The following is a 16,797-nucleotide window of genomic DNA, read 5'->3' as shown; positions in this document are numbered from 1 at the left end:
CCCTCCTTGCAATAGTTGAGCATAGAGGGCAGGGTGTGCGTATGAATAAAAAGATTTCCTTTTCCATCTGGTACGTGTTTCTCGCCATCTGGGCCGTGATCCTGGTCCACGATTTCATTCTTGCCCTGCAAAAGATCGAGGAGATCCCCTATAGCGAGTTCAAGACTTTGGTCGTCGCGGGACAGGTGGCGGAAGTCTCGCTCGGCAGTCACACGCTGAGCGGTAAGCTGAAGCCGGCGGAGGGGGCCAAGGAGCCGAAGCTGTTTTCCTCCATCCGTGTCGAAGACCCGGATCTCGTCAAGGAGCTGCAAGCGCATCAGGTGAAGTTTGTCGGTGTCGTCGAGAGCACCTTTTTGCGCGATCTGCTGTCCTGGATCCTGCCGGTCGTCGTGTTTCTCGCCATCTGGTTTTTTATTTTTCGCCGGTTGGGACAGGCTCAAGGCGGCTTTATGCAAGTCGGGCAGTCCAAGGCGAAAATCTATGCGGAAAAGGATACGAAGGTCACCTTCGCCGATGTGGCGGGGGTGGACGAGGCGAAGGAAGAGCTCCGCGAGGTGATCGAATTTCTGAAGACACCGGAGAAATTCACCAAGCTGGGCGGGAAGATCCCGAAGGGAATCCTGTTGGTCGGCCCCCCGGGGACCGGCAAGACCTTGCTGGCCCGCGCCGTGGCGGGAGAAGCCGGGGTGACGTTCTTCAGCATCAGCGGGTCGGAGTTTGTCGAAATGTTCGTCGGGGTGGGCGCCGCCCGGGTCCGCGATCTGTTCGAGCAGGCGAAGCTGAAGGCCCCCTGCATCATCTTCATTGACGAGCTCGATGCGCTGGGAAAGGCCCGCGGGATGGGACCCATGGCGCATGAGGAACGGGAGCAAACGCTCAACCAGTTGTTGGTTGAGATGGACGGGTTCGATCCGCGGATCGGCGTCATCCTCATGGCGGCCACCAACAGGCCGGAGATTCTCGATCCGGCCTTGCTGCGGGCAGGCCGGTTCGACCGCCATGTCCTGGTGGATCGACCGGATAAAGGCGGGCGCCTTGCGATTTTACGCGTTCATGCCAGGCAGGTGACCCTCGGCCCGGATGCCGATCTGGAAAACATCGCCGCGATGACCCCCGGGTTTTCCGGGGCCGATCTGGCGAACATTATCAACGAGGCGGCGCTGCTCGCCGTGCGGCGCGGCAAGGATCAGGTCGGTATCTCCGAATTGCAGGAAGCGGTTGAGCGCGTGATCGCCGGATTGGAAAAGAAGAATCGCGTCCTGAATAAAATGGAGAAGGAGCGGGTCGCCTACCATGAGACCGGCCATGCCCTGGTGGCCCTGTCGTTGCCTGGATCGGATCAAGTCCAGAAAATCTCCATCATTCCCCGCGGCATTGCGGCCCTCGGGTACACGCTGCAACTCCCGACGGAGGACCGGTTCCTGATGACGAAATCCGAACTGGAGAACAAGGTCGCCGTGCTGCTCGGCGGCCGCATCGCCGAGGAGTTGATTTTCGGCGAGGCCTCCACCGGTGCCCAGAACGATCTGGTGAAGGCGACCGACATCGCCAAGAGCATGGTGAAAGCCTACGGAATGAGCGAGAAGCTGGGAGCGATCACGCTGGAACGGGAGCGACAGCCGCAGTTTATCCAGATTCAGATGTCTCAGGAAAAGGGCGACTACTCGGAAGAGACCGCCCGCGAGATCGACTGCGAAATACGGCGGATCATCGACGAGCAGTACGAGCGGGTGAAGCGGCTGCTTGCAGAGAGGAAAGCTGTCCTGCAGGCGGGGGCGAAGGTGTTGCTGGAGCGGGAAGTGATCAGCGGGGCAGAGCTGAAGGCGATCATGGAGAAGGGCTGAGTCTCACGATCGGGTTGGTGCGGGAGGAATACCGGCAGACCGCATCAGCAGGCTGGCCCGTGCGAGACTTTCAGGGAGCGTGAGGGTGGGGCAAGAGGCAGCGGTCCATATTGCGGGCAATGTGATCTACTGCCGCGGGCGGTGGACGCTGCCCAATCTGGCGGATCTGGAGCGCCAGGTCGAGGCGCTCTCCTGGCCTGAGGGAAGCGGCGTGATCTGCGACGCGAGCGAGATGACCGCGTTGGATACGGGCGGTGCCGTATTGCTTCAGCAGAGTCTTCATGCCGCCTATCGGAAAGGGCCGGAGCCAAGATTGCAGGGCCTGCGGCCGGAATTCGCCGGACTGATTCAGCTGGTCGGCGCGCAGCGGGTGGGGCGCGCCGCGGGGCATGCGCCGGTACGAAGCACGCTCGGCGAGCGTCTTGAACAGGCCGCAGGGTATCAATGGGAGTGCGCCCGTCGGGGGCTGACGTTTCTGGGCGAGAGCACGGTGGCGTTGTGTCGTGTTCTGTCTCACCCGCGGTCGCTTCGCTTGCATTCGCTCTTGCGGATGCTCCACATCGATGGCGTGAACGCCTTGCCGATCACGGGGCTGCTGACGTTTCTCATCGGCGTGGTGATTGCCTATCAGGGCGCCGAACAGTTGCGAAAGTTCGGGACGAACATTTTCATCGTGGACCTGGTCGGGATTTCGCTGTTGCGGGAGATTGCTCCACTTCTCGTGGCGATTGTGATTGCCGGGCGGTCCGGATCAGCCTATGCCGCAGAGATCGGGACCATGAAGGTGACAGAGGAGCTGGACGCTGTGCGCGCGCTCGGCATCTCCCCGATGAATCTGCTCGTCATCCCGAGGATGCTGGCGCTGGTGATCGCCTTGCCCCTGCTCACGGTCTACGCGGATGTTCTGGGGGTCTTTGGGGGCATGCTGATCGCCTCGGGCCAACTGAATGTGAGCTTTGGGGAGTTTGTGTCTCGATTCGAGGAGGCCGTGGCGGTGCGGCATTTCCTGATCGGGATCGGCAAGGCTCCGTTCTTTGCCCTGATCATCGCGCTCGTGGGCTGTTACCAGGGATTTCAAATTCGGGGCGGGGTGAGCGATGTCGGCCGGCATACCACGATCAGTGTGGTGCAGAGCATTTTCCTGGTCATCGTGTTCGACGCGATCTGTAGTATTGTGCTGAACTGGTGGCATTTGTGATGGGATGCATGGGCAAGAGGCGCGAGGCAAGAGGCTAGTGGGAACCATCGAGTCTCAGGCTCCAACGCAGGCGGCGGCACCGGTCATTGAGGTGAGCCATGTTTCGACGCGGTTCGGGGCGGCCGTCGTGCATGAGGATGTGAGTCTGGCAGTCCGGCGGGGCGAGGTGTTTGCCATCGCCGGCGGCAATGGATGCGGCAAATCCACCTTATTGCGGGAGATCCTGGGGCTGATGACGCCGCTGTCGGGGACCATCCGGCTCTTCGGCGTGGACAGCAGAGCGTTGGAGGCATATGACGGCCGGACGATCCATCGGCGTTTCGGGGTGATGTTTCAACACGGAGCGCTGTTCAGTTCGTTCACGCTGGCGGAAAACGTCGCCGTGCCCTTGCGTGAGTATACCGCCATGAGTGCGACGCTCATCCGTGAGATTGTCGCTGTCAAGATTGCGATGGTGGGATTGCCGCCGGACAGTGCCACCAAGTTTCCCAGCGAACTGAGCGGCGGCATGCGGCGGCGGGCGGCGCTGGCGCGCGCGATCGTCATGGATCCCGAGCTGTTGTTTCTCGACGAGCCGACGGCCGGTCTGGACCCCATGATTGCGGCGGGTTTCGATAACCTGGTGCTCTCTCTGAAAGGCCTGTTGGGGCTGACCGTGGTTATGGTGACGCACGATCTGGATTCGCTGTGGGGCATCGCCGACCGGGTGGCGGTCCTGGGCAGCGGGAAGGTCCTGGGGATCGGGACGATGAAGGAGTTGTCGCAATCTGAAGATCCCGTGGTGCGGGAATATTTCCACGGTCCGCGGGGGCGTGCCGCGAGCGCGCAGGCGGCCTGGAACGCACGAGGGGCATGAAGATGTCGAACATGGCGGGACAGGCGCGAAGGGCGGGAAAGGTGGAACCTCGGATCGCGCCGTGCGTCGCGCCCTTCCCGCAAGTCATCGACCTATGGCGATGGCCGCTTCAACCTTAGAGCTTGACTGATTATGGAACCGAAAGTGAACTATCTCATCGTCGGATCGTTTGTCGCGCTTCTTGGCGCAGTGATCCTGGCCGGTGTTCTGTGGCTGGGGAAGACCGACTATCGGGGTGTTTATGAGCGGTATGAGGCATACATGAGAGAATCCGTCGCGGGATTGAGTGTGGATTCGACGGTGAAGTACCGCGGGGTCGACGTCGGACGGGTGAGAGAGATCGCGCTGAGTCCTGACAATCCCGAGGAGGTGCGGCTGACTCTGGATATCGCCCGAGGGACGCCGATCAAGACAGACACCATTGCGGTCCTTCAGACCCAGGGGCTCACCGGTCTGGCGACGATCAATTTGACCGGAGGAAGCCGGGAGGCGCCGCCGTTGCAGGCCTTAGAGGGGCAAAGGTATCCGGTAATCCAGACAGGTCCTTCGCTCTTTTTCCGGCTCGACGAGGCAATGTCCCGCCTGTTGTCCGAAAAAGGGTTGACCAAGCTGCTGGTTGATCTGGATACGGTGGCGAGGGGGGCGGCGGAGGTTCTGGACGAGGAGAATCGCACGGCGCTGAAACGGACGATCAAGGATCTTTCCGACGTGGCGCAGACGGTTGCGGCCCACAAGGCTCAGTTGGAGCGGGGCCTGGACGGCGCGGCGGAGAGTGCGGATAACCTGGTGAAGGTCACGGCCACGCTGAATGAGCAAGCCCCGGTCCTGCTTGCGAGAATCAATAAAAGCGCCGCCGCGCTGCACACGTTGACGGAGGACCTGGCGCAGACCAGCAAGGCTGTGGGAAGGGTCGTCAATGAAGCGCGGCCGGAGTTGGAGCAGTTTTCGCGGCAGACCCTGCCCGAGACGGGCCTCCTGATCACTGAATTGAGGCAGTTGGCGGGCACCTTGTCCCGCGTGGCGCGCGACCTGGAACGTGAACCGAATTCGCTGGTGTTCGGGCGACCGGCGCCGCCGCGCGGGCCTGGAGAATAGCAGGAGGCGAACGATGAAGCGTTGGACCATAGCGGCGGCGGTATGGATGGCGGCGGCGACCGGCTGCATCTCGTCCCGCACAGACTCACAGCCGGTCCATACCTATCAGCTGGCCCTTGATGCGTCATCCGAGGAAGTCCGTTCTGCCGACCTCAATGGACCGGTGCTTCTGCTCAGCCTCGCTCAGCCTGCGCCGGGGTTTGACACGCCGCGCATGGTGTATCTGAAGCGGGCGTATGAGATGGAGTATTACGCGTACAGTCAGTGGGCTGAGGCCCCGGCGCGCATGTTCACCCCCTTGCTGGCTCACTCGTTGGCCCGGAGTGGAGTGTGGGGAGCCGTCATTCCCTTGCCGGGGGCCGTGCGGGGAGATTTTCGTCTCGATTCGTATGGGCTGGCCGTACAACAGGAGTTTCTGCAGCAGCCCAGCCGGGTGCGGGTGACGGTCCGCACGCAGCTGATTGATCTGAAGGAGTCCCGAATTGTCGGGACGCGGACCTTTGAGACGCTGGAAGACGTGCCGAGCGACGATGCCTATGGGGGTGTGTTGGCCGCCAACCGGGCGATGGCGGCGATGCTGGATCAGATCGGTTCCTGGCTCCAGGGATGTCTGCGGCGCGCTCCTGCGTGCGGGCGTTCATGAACACAGACAGGACGGGACCACTATGACGATCATCCGTGTCTCCGCGATCTGCGCGATGATGGCGCTCTGTTGGCTGTTGATCCCGTCCCCCGGGTTTTCGGCAGGCGAGCGCAATCTGGTGCGGGGGAAGCAGTTATACGAAAAGTACTGCCTGGCCTGCCATGGCCCGCAGGGGAGAGGGGACGGGATGACGACGTTGGACCCGCCGGTGGCGGACCTGACGTCGAGCGATGTGCTCCTGAAGCCGGACTCCCGGCTGTTGAGGAGCATTCACGAAGGACGACCCAACACTGCAATGGATGCCTGGCAGTCGGCCATGTCGGAGGAAGCCATCCGTGACGTGCTGGCCTATGTCCTGACTCTTCCGCGATGATGGGGGCCGATGAAGGCGGATGAAATCTTCCTGGAAAACCGGGCTCAGTTTCGGCCTCACCTCGGGTGTCATCACGACGCTCGGTCTGATGGTGGGCCTGCACTCAGGAACGCATTCGCGGGCCATTGTGATCGGCGGGATTCTCACCATCGCGATCGCCGATGCCATGTCCGACGCCCTCGGGATTCATTTGGCCGAAGAATCCAAAAACAGCGGTCCGACCGTCCAGATTTGGGAGGCGACCATCGCGACATTTCTGGCGAAGTTTGCGATCGCCATGACCTTTGTCATCCCGGTCTGGGTCTGGCCGCTTGACCGGGCGATTGTGGCCAGCGCGATCTGGGGTCTGTTGTTGCTGGCCGCCCTCAGTTTCTTTGTCGCCCGGGCCCAACGCGTCGCCCCCTGGAAGGTGATCGGCGAGCATATGCTGATCGGGCTCTCTGTGATCGTAATCACGCACTATGTCGGAGATTGGGTGCGCGATCGTTTTACCGGCTGATGATCCGATGGACGGACAGATAATTATAACGCCCCCGCTCGTGGCCTATTTCTCGATGGAGATCGGTTTGGACCCTCTCATGCCCACCTATTCGGGGGGGCTCGGGGTTCTGGCCGGCGATACCGTCCGGTCGGCTGCCGATCTCGAAGTGCCGATGGTCGCCGTGACCCTCATCCATCGGCGCGGACACTTTTATCAGCGACTGGATCCTCACGGTTGGCAGACGGAGGAGCCGGTGGCCTGGCCGGTCAACGACTTTCTCGAACCCCTCGAGCCGCGGGTGACGGTCGAAGTGGAAGGGCGCACCGTTCACGTGCGGGCCTGGAGATACACCGTGCGAGGCGTGACCGGCGCGACGGTTCCGGTGTACCTGCTCGACACGGATCTGGTGGATAATTCACCGTGGGATCGTACGATCACCGACGTTCTGTACGGAGGCGATCTTCACTACCGGCTTTGTCAGGAAACAGTGCTCGGTTACGGAGGTCTCCGCATGCTGCGGGCGCTCGGTTGTGGCGACATTCCCCGGTTTCATCTCAACGAGGGACATGCGGCCCTCCTGGTCCTGGCGTTGTTGGAGGAAAAGCTTGCCGCCCGCGCGGAGCCCGGAGAGCTGCCGGCGGACGTCATTGCATCCGTCCGGGACCAATGCGTGTTTACCACCCATACGCCGGTGCCGGCCGGGCACGATCAGTTTCCGGCAGACCTCGCGCATCGCGTGCTCGGGTCGAGACGCTGCGGCCTGCTGAAGGCTTGCGAGCAGAACGACACACTCAACATGACAAAGCTGGCGCTTCGGGGGTCCCGGTTCGTCAACGGCGTGGCGATGAAACATGGTCAGTTGTCCCACACGCTGTTTCCCGAGTATCCGATTCATTCCATTACCAACGGGGTGCATGCGGCGACGTGGACGGCTCCTTCGTTTCAGGCTCTCTATGACCGGCTGCTCCCGGACTGGCGGAAAGACCAATTGTCGCTGCGCTATGCGGTCGGTATCGCGGACGAAGAACTCTGGACCGCGCATATGGAAGCCAAGCGGGTGCTCCTGGACTTTGTGAACCGGGAAACGAACGCGGGGTTCGATCGCGATGTGCTGACCATCGGCTTTGCCAGGCGCGCGACCGGGTACAAGCGAGCGACGCTCATCTTTTCCGACGTCGAACGGCTCAAGAAAATAGCCGGCCAGGCAGGAGGCATCCAGCTTGTCTTTGCCGGGAAGGCGCACCCGGACGATCAGGAGGGGAAAGAGACGATCCGTCGGATTCACGAGATCCGTGACAGCCTGAAGGGGACGATCCCCGTAGCGTATCTGAGCAATTACGATATGACGCTGGCCGGGCTTCTCTGCAGCGGAGTGGATGTCTGGCTTAATACGCCGTTGCCGCCGATGGAGGCATCCGGCACGAGCGGGATGAAGGCGGCCATGAACGGCGTGCCGAGCCTGAGCATCCTGGACGGCTGGTGGATCGAAGGCCACCTGGAAGACGTGACCGGATGGTCGATCGGGGACAAGATCGAGGCCTGCATCGAGCCGGGCTCAGGCGTTGACGAATGCCACGCTGACGCGCTCTATGCCAAGCTGGAACAGAAAGTGTTGCCGATGTTCTACCGTGATCGCGCGAGGTATATCGACGTGATGCGCCATACCATCGCAGTGAACGGCGCCTTCTTCAACACCCAGCGCATGATGGGGCAATACCGGCGCAATGCCTATCGCCTGGCGGGGCGGTCTATCGATGAAGGGTAGCGGCATGTCTCAGGATCGGGCCACGCTGGAATCCGCCTACGATCATCTTTTGACGCTCTGGACGTCCGGGGTCCGGGACTATCATACGATGCTCTCAGATTACCTGACGGCGAACTCCATCTTTGTCGCCGTGATCGGATTACTCGTGTCGAGGGAGTCGCTCGCGCTGCCCTTCACAGTGCTGATCCTGCTGCTCTGTAGCTTTGGCCTGCTCCTGTCTCTGCAGATGGCGATCGTCCTCGGCCGCTTTGCCGGGCAGAACGCCTTGTGGGAATGGCAGATGAGAGGAATCGAACAGGATCCGGAATGGAAGGAGCACCAACTCCTCACGGGCCTTCATCAGCTCCACGAATCGCGGCAACCGATCGAAAATCTGCGAAACGAGCCGACCGTGTTTACTCCGAACTGGGCGTTTCGCCAGCATCGGCAGTGGTGGGCTCATCGCGCCGTCAGCTTCCCCTGGTTCTTCGGGTGTGTATACGGCGTGTTTCTGATCTGGGCGGTGATACAACTGATTCGGCAGGTGACCAGCGTCCCCTGAGGAGGCTGAGAAAGAAGGTGCATATATGTGGAAACAGGTTATTCTCATCGCCATGCTCGCGATTGCGTTGGGACCTCGTCATACGGCCTTGGCGGCGGACCCCGGTGACAGCGGCGGAGCGCAGAAGCCGCATCGTGTGGTGATGCATCTGAACTCCGGCGAGGAAAAGGTGCAGCGGGGCGCGCTGAACAACATCCGGCACCTCTATCAGGAAGTGGGACGCGAGCGGCTCCAGCTCGAATTGGTGGCGCACGGGGCGGGGCTTTCATTGTTGATGAAAAGCACGACCACTCTCGGGCCGGAATTAGCTCAATTGAAGGCGGACTACGGGGTGAATTATACGGCCTGTTCCAATACCATGAAGGCCATGAAGGTGACGCGGGAGGATTTGATCGGCGAGGTGGGCGATACGGTGCCGGCGATGGTGCGGTTGATGGAGCGGCAGGAGCAGGGGTGGGCGTATATCAAGCCGTAACAAAGAGCTGACGGCGGATAGCCGATAGCAGAAACGTGGAGGAATCATGGATGTGAAACCGAAAGTCTACATGTATCACACGGCGGTGAAATGGACGGAGCAGCGCAAGGGCGTCATCTCCTGTGCGGGCAAGCCCGACGTGCAGGTGGCGACGCCGCCGGAGTTCAAAGGGCATGACGGTATCTGGTCGCCGGAGGATCTGTTCGTGGCCTCCGCCAATATTTGCGTGATGACAACGTTTCTGGCCGTGGCGGAGCGGGCAGGATTGGCGTTCACGGCCTATGAAAGTGCCGCCGAGGGACGGCTTGAACTTGTGGAGGGCAAGTTTCAGTTCACCGAGATCACGATCAAGCCGGTGATTACCCTGCCTGCAGGCGGCGATGCGGCCAAGGCGAAGGAGTTGATCGAGAAAGCCGAAGCCAACTGCCTGATTTCGAATTCCATGAAAGCGCGAGTCCACCTCGCAGCCACTATTGTGTAGAGGGAGACGGTGTGGGGACCAGCCGACGGTGTTTCCAGTTTCTCGTGCCGTGAGGGGCCGTGCGGCTGCGGAACGGGTAACCTCCCGCAGCCGACGGACAAGGCGTCTTGTCTTGGTTCGCTTAGCTTGCTATTCTTTGTCCCGGCGAGTCGGATGTTGGCATCGCGGAAGGCCCTCATGCATACCACACGCGAGACTCATCGCATTGTTCCTTCCCATCGCTATTCGACGTTTGTCCTTTGTGCGACCCCGGATCATTGGTTGTTGGTAGAGCCCGTTCAGGATTCTGCCGCATCTCCGTTGCAATGTGCTGATCGGGCCTCTCCACAGGCCGGATGCTGCGCCACGGCCATCGGGAATAAGGCGGGAGTTCCAGCAGTCAGGGGATACGTCAGTTGATTGTTAATCCACAGGTCCCGTCCACCGGATCGTGGCGGTCAGGACGCCTTCTTCCGCTCGTGCTCTTGCTGTCCTTTGCCATTGCAGTCTGGATGGGACTGTATGCGCTGGTGTCGTTGAGAACCGTGCTGGTCCAAGAGAAGGGCTCCGAACTTGCAGGAACGGCAGTCCAGGTCGCGGACACGCTGGATCGTGTCTTGTTCGAGCGGTTCGGGGATATTCAATTATTTGCGAACGACAGAATCCTTATCGAAGGCGACCAGGAGGAGAGAACGAAACGATTACAGGAGTACAGGAAGCTCTACTGGTATTACTCCTGGATAGGCATTGCCGATGCGACGGGTCATGTCGTTGCGACAATCAATGAACCCGCCACGCACAAGAACAACGTTGGGACGAACGAGCATTCAGCGGAGACCGGTCCGGATCTGAGTCGGACGGACTGGTTTGACACGGTGAGGCGCACAGGGCAGGTCCATCTGGAGGAGGCTCAGCGTTCGCCGGAATCGGGGGGAGTGATGACGGTGGGATTTGCGGCGCCGATGTATGGGCCCCGGGGAGACTTTCGTGGGATGGTGGGGAGCCGGGTCCCGCTTGAGAATTTACGGTCCATTCTTCAGCAGGAAGGAAGTCGCAAACAGGGCGAAGACGCCTACGACTGGTTGTTGTTGGACCGCCAAGGAACGGTCGTCCTTGAGAAGGGGCAGACGACGGGAATGAACAGCACACTGTCGGCAATGGAGCTGCCGTCGATACGAAGAGCGGCCGAGGATCGGGATACGCCCGGTTTCGCCGAGGAACTGCACCAGCGCCGGCGGATTCCTGTCGTGACCGGGTATGCAAGAACCAGAGGGTACGGCAGCTTTCCGGGATTCGACTGGACCGTGTTGGTTCGCATGGACCGTGATCGGGCCTATGCCCCGATCAACCGGCTCATCTGGACCGTCAGCGGGGTCGGGCTTCTGCTCGTGACGCCGTTGGTCGGGTTCGGCGTGTGGGTGTCGTGGAGGCTGGGTCGCGAGCATCGCGACCTGGTCCGCGCGCAGGAGTCCTTGGAGGGGTCCAACGCCGAACTGGCACGCTCCAATGCCGATTTGCAACAGTTTGCCTATGTGGCCTCGCACGACCTGCAAGAACCGCTGCGGATGATTGCCAGTTACACGCAGCTGCTTGCGAGACGCTACAAGGGCAAGCTCGATGCCGATGCGGATGACTTCATCGGGTACGCGGTGGATGGCGCCACCCGCATGCAGAGGCTGATTAATGATCTGTTGACCTACTCGCGGGTGACGACACAAGGCAAGATTTTTGAGCGGGTCGACTGCAATCAGCTTCTGGATGGCGTGCTGACCAATTTACGGCTGGCCGTCGAAGAGAACCGGGCGGTTGTCACCCACGACGCGCTGCCGGTGGTGACCGCCGACGGCGGGCAGCTCGGCCAACTCTTTCAGAATCTCATCGGCAACGCCATCAAGTTTCACGGAGAGGAGCCTCCCAGGGTCCACGTGTCGGTTGAGCTCCGGAACAACGAGTGGCAATTTTCGGTTCGCGATAACGGCATCGGGGTCGATCCTCAGTACGCCGAGCGTATCTTCGTCATCTTTCAGCGCCTGCACAATCGAGAAGATTACCCCGGTACGGGCATCGGCCTGGCGTTGTGCAAAAAGATTGTGGAGCGCCACGGCGGACGCATCTGGGTGGAGTCGCCGATAGGCCGGGGCGCGGTTTTCTATTTCACACTGCCGGTCATCGGGCATGAGCAAAATGAATCAGGATCCTGAATCGATTCCCATGACTCACGTCTCACGCATGGCCCTTTAGGAGGAGAAACGCATCATGCAAAGGTCTCAGAGAGTCAGGCCCGTAGAGATTCTCTTAGTGGAGGATAATCCGGGGGATGTCCGTTTGACCGTCGAAGCGCTCAAAGAGGCCAAGGTGCTCAACCAGCTGACGGTCGTCAAAGACGGCATTGAAGCCTTGTCGTTCCTGCGCCGGCAGGGGCCGCACCAGCAAGCCGCGCGCCCGGATCTCATCCTGCTCGACCTGAACCTTCCCCGGAAAGATGGTCGCGAGGTGTTGGCTGAAATCAAAGCCGACGATGATCTGAAACGCATTCCGGTGGTCATTCTGACCACCTCTCAGGACGAACAGGACGTGCTCAAAACCTACAACCTCTATGCCAACTGCTACATCACCAAGCCGGTGGATTTGGAGCAGTTCATCACGGTGGTGAAATCGATCGAAGACTTCTGGCTCGGGATCGTCGTGCTGCCGAAAAACGGCAAGGGCCACCTCGCGTGAGTGAGACCATGCAAATTCTGCTGGTTGAGGACAACCCCGGGGATGTCCGGCTGCTGCAAGAATATCTGAAGGAAGACAGCGCCCGCCGGTTTCAGATCACTCTGGCCGGCCGTCTTTCTATCGGGCGTGAGCGTCTGGCTGAAACACGTTTCGACGCGGTGCTGCTGGATCTGTCGCTCCCCGACAGCCAGGGGCTGGATACGCTCGCCCGGCTGCGTGAGGCTGCGAAGGACGTGCCGATCGTCGTTCTGACTGGCACCGAAGACGAAGCGTTGGGCATGCAGTTGATCCAGGCCGGCGCCCAGGACTACCTGGTCAAAGGGCAGGTCACCGGCCCTCTGTTGAATCGTGCCCTGCGCTACGCAGTCGAACGGAGCCGGACGGAAGCGGCCCTGCGCGATTCGGAAGAGCGGTTCCGCACTCTGGTTGAGGGGGCGCGGGATGTCATTTTCACGCTCTCCAAAGACGGCATCATCACTTCGCTGAACCCAGCGTTTGATCGCATTACGCAATGGACACTCAAGGAGTGGATCGGGCGACCCTTCAGGGAGTTGCTTCACCCTGAGGATCAGTCCCTTGCGCTGGATATGTTCCGGCACATCATGAAGGAAGGGGATCAGCTCACCGGTGTCCTGCGTATCCGTTCGCGCGAAGGCAGTTATGTCGTGGGCGAATTCGTGGTGGTGCCGCACGTCCGGAACGGGCAGACCTTCGGCGTCCTGGGAATCGCGCGCGACATCACCGAGCGGAAACGGGTGGAGGACACTCTCGAACGGCTCCGGCATCTCTACGGCCTTCTGCTGACCTCCGCCCATGACGGTATTTATGGTGTCAACCGGCAGGGCGAGGCGATCTTTGTGAACCCGGCCGCCGCGCGAATGCTCGGGTTCACCGGCGAAGAACTGGTCGGCCGCCTTATGCACCCCCTCGTGCACCATACGAAGCCGGACGGGAGCCCGTACCCCGTTGAAGAATGTCCGGTCTATCGGGCGTTTCGTGACGGGGCGGTGCAGCATGCGGCCGATGAGGTGTTCTGGCGGAAGGACGGTTCCAGTTTCCCGGTGGAATACACCAGCACGCCGATCGTCGAGCGGGGTGAGATCGTCGGCGCGGTGGTGATGTTCCGCGACATTACCGAGCGAAAACGGGCCGAGCGGGAACTCCGGGACAGCGAAGGGAAACTCCGGGCCATTCTCGATCACAGCCCGAACCTGGTGTTCTTGAAAGATGCGCAAGGCCGCTACCTACACGTCAACCGCCAGTTCGAACGGGCCTTTCATATCAGCCGTGAGGCCATCGCCGGCAAAACGGACAAGGAGTTGTTCCCGGCAGAACAGGCGGAGGTGTTTCGCGCCAACGACCTCAAGGTGTTTCGGGCGGGAGTCCCGCTTGAGTTTGAAGAGGTCGCCCTGCACGATGACGGCCTCCATACGAGCCTCGTCTCCAAATTTCCCCTCTTCGACGGTGACGGGAACAGTTATGCCCTGTGCGGCATCACCACCGACATCACCCAGCGTAAGGCAATGGAGGAGGCCCTGCGGCAGGCCGAAGAGAAATACCGGGACATCTTCGACAACGCCGTAGAGGGCATTTTCCAGTCCACCCCGGGCGGCCAGTTCTTGAGCGCCAATCCCGCGCTGGCGCGCATGTGCGGATACGCATCGCCCGAGGAGCTGGTATCGAGTGTGACGGACATCATACAGCAGATCTATGTCGATCCGGAGTGCCGCCGAGGACTCCTCCGCCTGGTGGACTTGCGGGGCGTGGTTCAAGGTTTTGAATATGAGGTTCGCCGAAAAGACGGGAAGACGATTTGGGTCTCGGAGTCTATGCGGGCGGTGAGAGACGGGCAAGGGGAAGTTCTCTATTACGAGGGCGCCGTCGAGGACATCACCGGGCGAAAGCTGGTCGAGGCGGAGCGGGAGCGTCTGGCGGCGATGATCGAGTCCTCAAACGACGCCATCATGGCTCTCATCGACGGCCGGTTCAGTTTTTGGAACCGGGCCGCGGAGAAACTGTTCGGGTATACCAGCGAGGAGATCCTGGGCCGGCCGCTGAATGTCATCGTGCCGCCCCGGTTGAGCGGGGAAGTGGCCGCGATTGTGGAACACGTTTCCAGAGGCGGGGAGGTTCAGGCCTACGAGACGGAGCGGGTGAGAAAGGACGGGAGCCTCGTCCCGGTCTCCGTCACCGCCTCTCTCCTCAGGGACGCGCAGGGCAAGATGATCGGCCCCTTCGCGATTATACGCGATATCACTGAGCGGAGGCGGGCGGAGGAGGTGTTGCGGCGCACGCAGTTCGCAATGGACCATGCGGTGGACGCTATTTACTGGATCGATCCCCAGGCCAACATTGTCTATGCGAACGCCACCGCCAGCGCGATGCTCGGGTATCCGCCTGACGAACTCCGCACGATGACCGTGCATGACTTGAATCCCGACTTCCCCCCCGACAGGTGGCCGGAGTTTTGGTCCGAGACCCGAACCCGCAAGACCCTCGGCCTCGATACGTTCCATCGGGCCAAGGATGGCCGGCTGATTCCCGTCGAGATACAAATCAGCTTTCTCGCCTACGGGGAGCACGAGTTTCACTGCGCGTTTGTGCGCGACGTGAGCGAGCGGAAGCGGGCGGAGGAAGAGCTGCGAAGAAACCTGGAATATCTGGAGATGGCGCAAACCGGTGCTGAGGCCGGTCTGTGGGACTGGGATATCCGTTCGAATAAAGTCACCTGGTCGGAACAACACTATCGTCTGTACGGTGTATCCCCCGCGACCATTCCGTCATACGAAAATTGGCTCGCTTCAGTGTATGAGGAGGATCGGGCGCAAGCGGACCTCACGACTCGCGAGGCAGTGAAGAAATGTTTAGACCTCAACCATGATTTTCGCATCATCCACCCGGAGCGTGGGCTGCGATGGATCGTGGCGATCGGCCGGACGATCTGTGATGACAAAGGGGCGGCGATACGCATGTCCGGTTTCGCGTTCGATATCACGGAGCGGAAGCGGGCTGAGAAGGAACTGCAACGGACGTTGGGCCAGGTGCGTACGCTCTCGCAGCGACTGGAAGTGGTGCGGGAGGAGGAGCGGAGGAGGATCGCCCGTGAGTTGCACGATGAATTGGGCGTGCGGCTGACCTGCCTGAAAATGGACATTGCACGGCTGCCGGCCCGCATGAGCGAGGACTCTCCTGCCAGGTTGAAGGAGATGATGCAGTCGATGAGCGAGCATGTGGACACGACGATCGCGGCCGTGCAGGATCTGGTCGCGGAATTGAGACCCGGGGTGCTGGACGATCTGGGATTGGTGGCGGCCATCGAATGGCAGTGCCGGGATTTCGAACGACGGAGTGGAATTCCCTGCCTCTTTGATTCCACGGCAGAGGATATTCCGTTGGATTCTGCCCGGTCCACGGCTGCCTTTCGCATCTGCCAGGAGGCGCTCACCAATGTCTTGCGGCACGCCGGGGCCAGGGAGATTCGGGTGCATCTGGAGAAGCTCGATGGAGAGTTGCTGCTGGAAGTTCACGATGACGGTCGGGGGATCGTGCCGGAGAAAACCACTGCCGCGACGTCGTTGGGGCTCTTAGGGATGCGCGAGCGGGCCGGCGCCGCCGGGGGGGCAATCCAGATTGTCGGCCTGCCGGGGCAGGGGACGACGGTGACATTGCGACTGCCTGCCGAATAAACGGTGGGCACACCGAGGGGGGCACATGTTGCATATTCTGATCGCCGACGACTTCCCACTGTTTCGGCGGGGCGTCAAGGATTTGCTGGCCGACGGCCTGGGCCCAGTCACGGTCGGCGAGTGCGGCAACGCGCATGAACTCCTGGAGCTGGTGCGGTTGCAGAAATGGGATGTGGTGATTCTGGATATCACCATGCCCGGGACCACCGGGACGGAGTCGCTGAAGCAGCTGAAGGCCGAATGCCCGAACCTGCCGGTTCTTGTGCTCAGCATGCACCCGGAAGATCAGTATGCCGTCCGCATGTTCAAGGCCGGCGCGGATGGATACCTGACTAAGGCCAGTGCCCCGGAGGAGCTGGTGGAGGCGATCAAGAAGTTGCTGAGTGGAGGCCAGTATGTCAGTGCTTCCCTGGCGGAAAAACTGGCGTTGACGGTCAAGGCCAGCACCGAGGGCGTTCCTCATGAGCGCCTCTCAGACCGTGAATATGAGGTGATGTGTCTGATCGCATCCGGCCAAACGGTCTCCGCGATCGCAGAAACGATGCACCTCGGCGTGACGACCATCAGCACCTATCGGGCGCGCATTCTTGAGAAGATGCAGCTCAAAAACAACGCGGAACTCACCCGCTACGCGCTTGAACGCGGCCTGGTTGGCTGAT

Annotated in this window: 15 protein-coding genes; all 15 read left to right on the top strand. The window is 60.9% G+C overall.

The window, feature by feature from the left end; genetic code table 11:
* Positions 1–41: 41 nt before the first annotated feature.
* The 15 genes from ftsH to ACO9S2_RS17190 all read left to right on the top strand — a co-directional run bounded on the left by ftsH (position 42) and on the right by ACO9S2_RS17190 (position 16,796).
* Positions 42–1,844, top strand: coding sequence for an ATP-dependent zinc metalloprotease FtsH (ftsH, locus tag ACO9S2_RS17260; protein ID WP_423723660.1), 1,803 nt, complete (start codon positions 42–44; stop codon positions 1,842–1,844).
* A gap of 85 nt (positions 1,845–1,929) precedes the next feature.
* Positions 1,930–3,042 carry an MlaE family lipid ABC transporter permease subunit gene (locus tag ACO9S2_RS17255; RefSeq protein WP_423723659.1) on the top strand — a complete coding sequence of 371 codons (1,113 nt, stop codon included), beginning with the start codon at positions 1,930–1,932 and terminating at the stop codon, positions 3,040–3,042.
* A gap of 37 nt (positions 3,043–3,079) precedes the next feature.
* Positions 3,080–3,898, top strand: coding sequence for an ABC transporter ATP-binding protein (locus ACO9S2_RS17250; protein WP_423723658.1), 819 nt, complete (start codon positions 3,080–3,082; stop codon positions 3,896–3,898).
* 132 nt (positions 3,899–4,030) lie between these two features.
* Positions 4,031–4,993 (top strand): MlaD family protein, encoded by a 963-nt coding sequence (locus tag ACO9S2_RS17245; RefSeq protein WP_423723657.1) that lies wholly within the window; start codon positions 4,031–4,033, stop codon positions 4,991–4,993.
* A 13-nt stretch (positions 4,994–5,006) separates the two neighbouring features.
* Positions 5,007–5,636, top strand: a complete 630-nt coding sequence (locus tag ACO9S2_RS17240; RefSeq protein WP_423723656.1) for an ABC-type transport auxiliary lipoprotein family protein — start codon at positions 5,007–5,009, stop codon at positions 5,634–5,636.
* Between the two features lie 22 nt (positions 5,637–5,658).
* Positions 5,659–6,009 (top strand): c-type cytochrome, encoded by a 351-nt coding sequence (locus ACO9S2_RS17235; RefSeq protein ID WP_423723655.1) that lies wholly within the window; start codon positions 5,659–5,661, stop codon positions 6,007–6,009.
* Positions 6,010–6,028: 19 nt separating this feature from the next.
* Positions 6,029–6,508, top strand: a complete 480-nt coding sequence (locus tag ACO9S2_RS17230; protein WP_423723654.1) for a hypothetical protein — start codon at positions 6,029–6,031, stop codon at positions 6,506–6,508.
* 7 nt (positions 6,509–6,515) lie between these two features.
* The gene (gene glgP, locus ACO9S2_RS17225; protein ID WP_423723653.1) at positions 6,516–8,255 is read left to right on the top strand and encodes an alpha-glucan family phosphorylase; all 1,740 of its coding nucleotides are present in this window, start codon (positions 6,516–6,518) and stop codon (positions 8,253–8,255) included.
* A 4-nt stretch (positions 8,256–8,259) separates the two neighbouring features.
* Entirely contained in the window at positions 8,260–8,796 is a 537-nt protein-coding gene (locus ACO9S2_RS17220) for a hypothetical protein (protein WP_423723652.1), read from the top strand.
* 25 nt (positions 8,797–8,821) lie between these two features.
* Positions 8,822–9,271: a DsrE family protein gene (locus ACO9S2_RS17215; protein ID WP_423723651.1), complete on the top strand. Its 450-nt coding sequence runs from the start codon at positions 8,822–8,824 to the stop codon at positions 9,269–9,271.
* A 46-nt stretch (positions 9,272–9,317) separates the two neighbouring features.
* Entirely contained in the window at positions 9,318–9,752 is a 435-nt protein-coding gene (locus ACO9S2_RS17210; RefSeq protein ID WP_423723650.1) for an OsmC family protein, read from the top strand.
* Between the two features lie 395 nt (positions 9,753–10,147).
* Positions 10,148–11,932, top strand: a complete 1,785-nt coding sequence (locus ACO9S2_RS17205; protein ID WP_423723649.1) for a sensor histidine kinase — start codon at positions 10,148–10,150, stop codon at positions 11,930–11,932.
* A gap of 55 nt (positions 11,933–11,987) precedes the next feature.
* Positions 11,988–12,452 carry a response regulator gene (locus ACO9S2_RS17200; RefSeq protein ID WP_423723648.1) on the top strand — a complete coding sequence of 155 codons (465 nt, stop codon included), beginning with the start codon at positions 11,988–11,990 and terminating at the stop codon, positions 12,450–12,452.
* Positions 12,453–12,460: 8 nt separating this feature from the next.
* The gene (locus ACO9S2_RS17195) at positions 12,461–16,138 is read left to right on the top strand and encodes a PAS domain S-box protein (RefSeq protein ID WP_423723647.1); all 3,678 of its coding nucleotides are present in this window, start codon (positions 12,461–12,463) and stop codon (positions 16,136–16,138) included.
* 25 nt (positions 16,139–16,163) lie between these two features.
* Positions 16,164–16,796, top strand: coding sequence for a response regulator (locus tag ACO9S2_RS17190; RefSeq protein ID WP_423723646.1), 633 nt, complete (start codon positions 16,164–16,166; stop codon positions 16,794–16,796).
* Position 16,797: the final 1 nt, after the last annotated feature.

The organism is Nitrospira sp. NS4, assembly GCF_049546785.1.
In the GTDB taxonomy this organism is placed as follows: Bacteria; Nitrospirota; Nitrospiria; order Nitrospirales; family Nitrospiraceae; genus Nitrospira_D.
The sequence above is the reverse complement of the archived record's forward strand: the minus strand, read 5'-3'. Positions and strand labels throughout refer to the sequence as shown.

Excerpts from the sequence above, each read along its gene's own strand:
- ftsH (WP_423723660.1), top strand. The coding sequence starts at position 42 with ATGAATAAAAAGATTTCCTTTTCCATCTGGTACGTGTTTCTCGCCATC.
- ACO9S2_RS17245 (WP_423723657.1), top strand. The coding sequence starts at position 4,031 with ATGGAACCGAAAGTGAACTATCTCATCGTCGGATCGTTTGTCGCGCTT.
- ACO9S2_RS17240 (WP_423723656.1), top strand. The coding sequence starts at position 5,007 with ATGAAGCGTTGGACCATAGCGGCGGCGGTATGGATGGCGGCGGCGACC.
- ACO9S2_RS17235 (WP_423723655.1), top strand. The coding sequence starts at position 5,659 with ATGACGATCATCCGTGTCTCCGCGATCTGCGCGATGATGGCGCTCTGT.
- ACO9S2_RS17230 (WP_423723654.1), top strand. The coding sequence starts at position 6,029 with ATGAAATCTTCCTGGAAAACCGGGCTCAGTTTCGGCCTCACCTCGGGT.
- glgP (WP_423723653.1), top strand. The coding sequence starts at position 6,516 with ATGGACGGACAGATAATTATAACGCCCCCGCTCGTGGCCTATTTCTCG.
- ACO9S2_RS17220 (WP_423723652.1), top strand. The coding sequence starts at position 8,260 with ATGTCTCAGGATCGGGCCACGCTGGAATCCGCCTACGATCATCTTTTG.
- ACO9S2_RS17215 (WP_423723651.1), top strand. The coding sequence starts at position 8,822 with ATGTGGAAACAGGTTATTCTCATCGCCATGCTCGCGATTGCGTTGGGA.
- ACO9S2_RS17210 (WP_423723650.1), top strand. The coding sequence starts at position 9,318 with ATGGATGTGAAACCGAAAGTCTACATGTATCACACGGCGGTGAAATGG.
- ACO9S2_RS17200 (WP_423723648.1), top strand. The coding sequence starts at position 11,988 with ATGCAAAGGTCTCAGAGAGTCAGGCCCGTAGAGATTCTCTTAGTGGAG.
- ACO9S2_RS17195 (WP_423723647.1), top strand. The coding sequence starts at position 12,461 with ATGCAAATTCTGCTGGTTGAGGACAACCCCGGGGATGTCCGGCTGCTG.
- ACO9S2_RS17190 (WP_423723646.1), top strand. The coding sequence starts at position 16,164 with ATGTTGCATATTCTGATCGCCGACGACTTCCCACTGTTTCGGCGGGGC.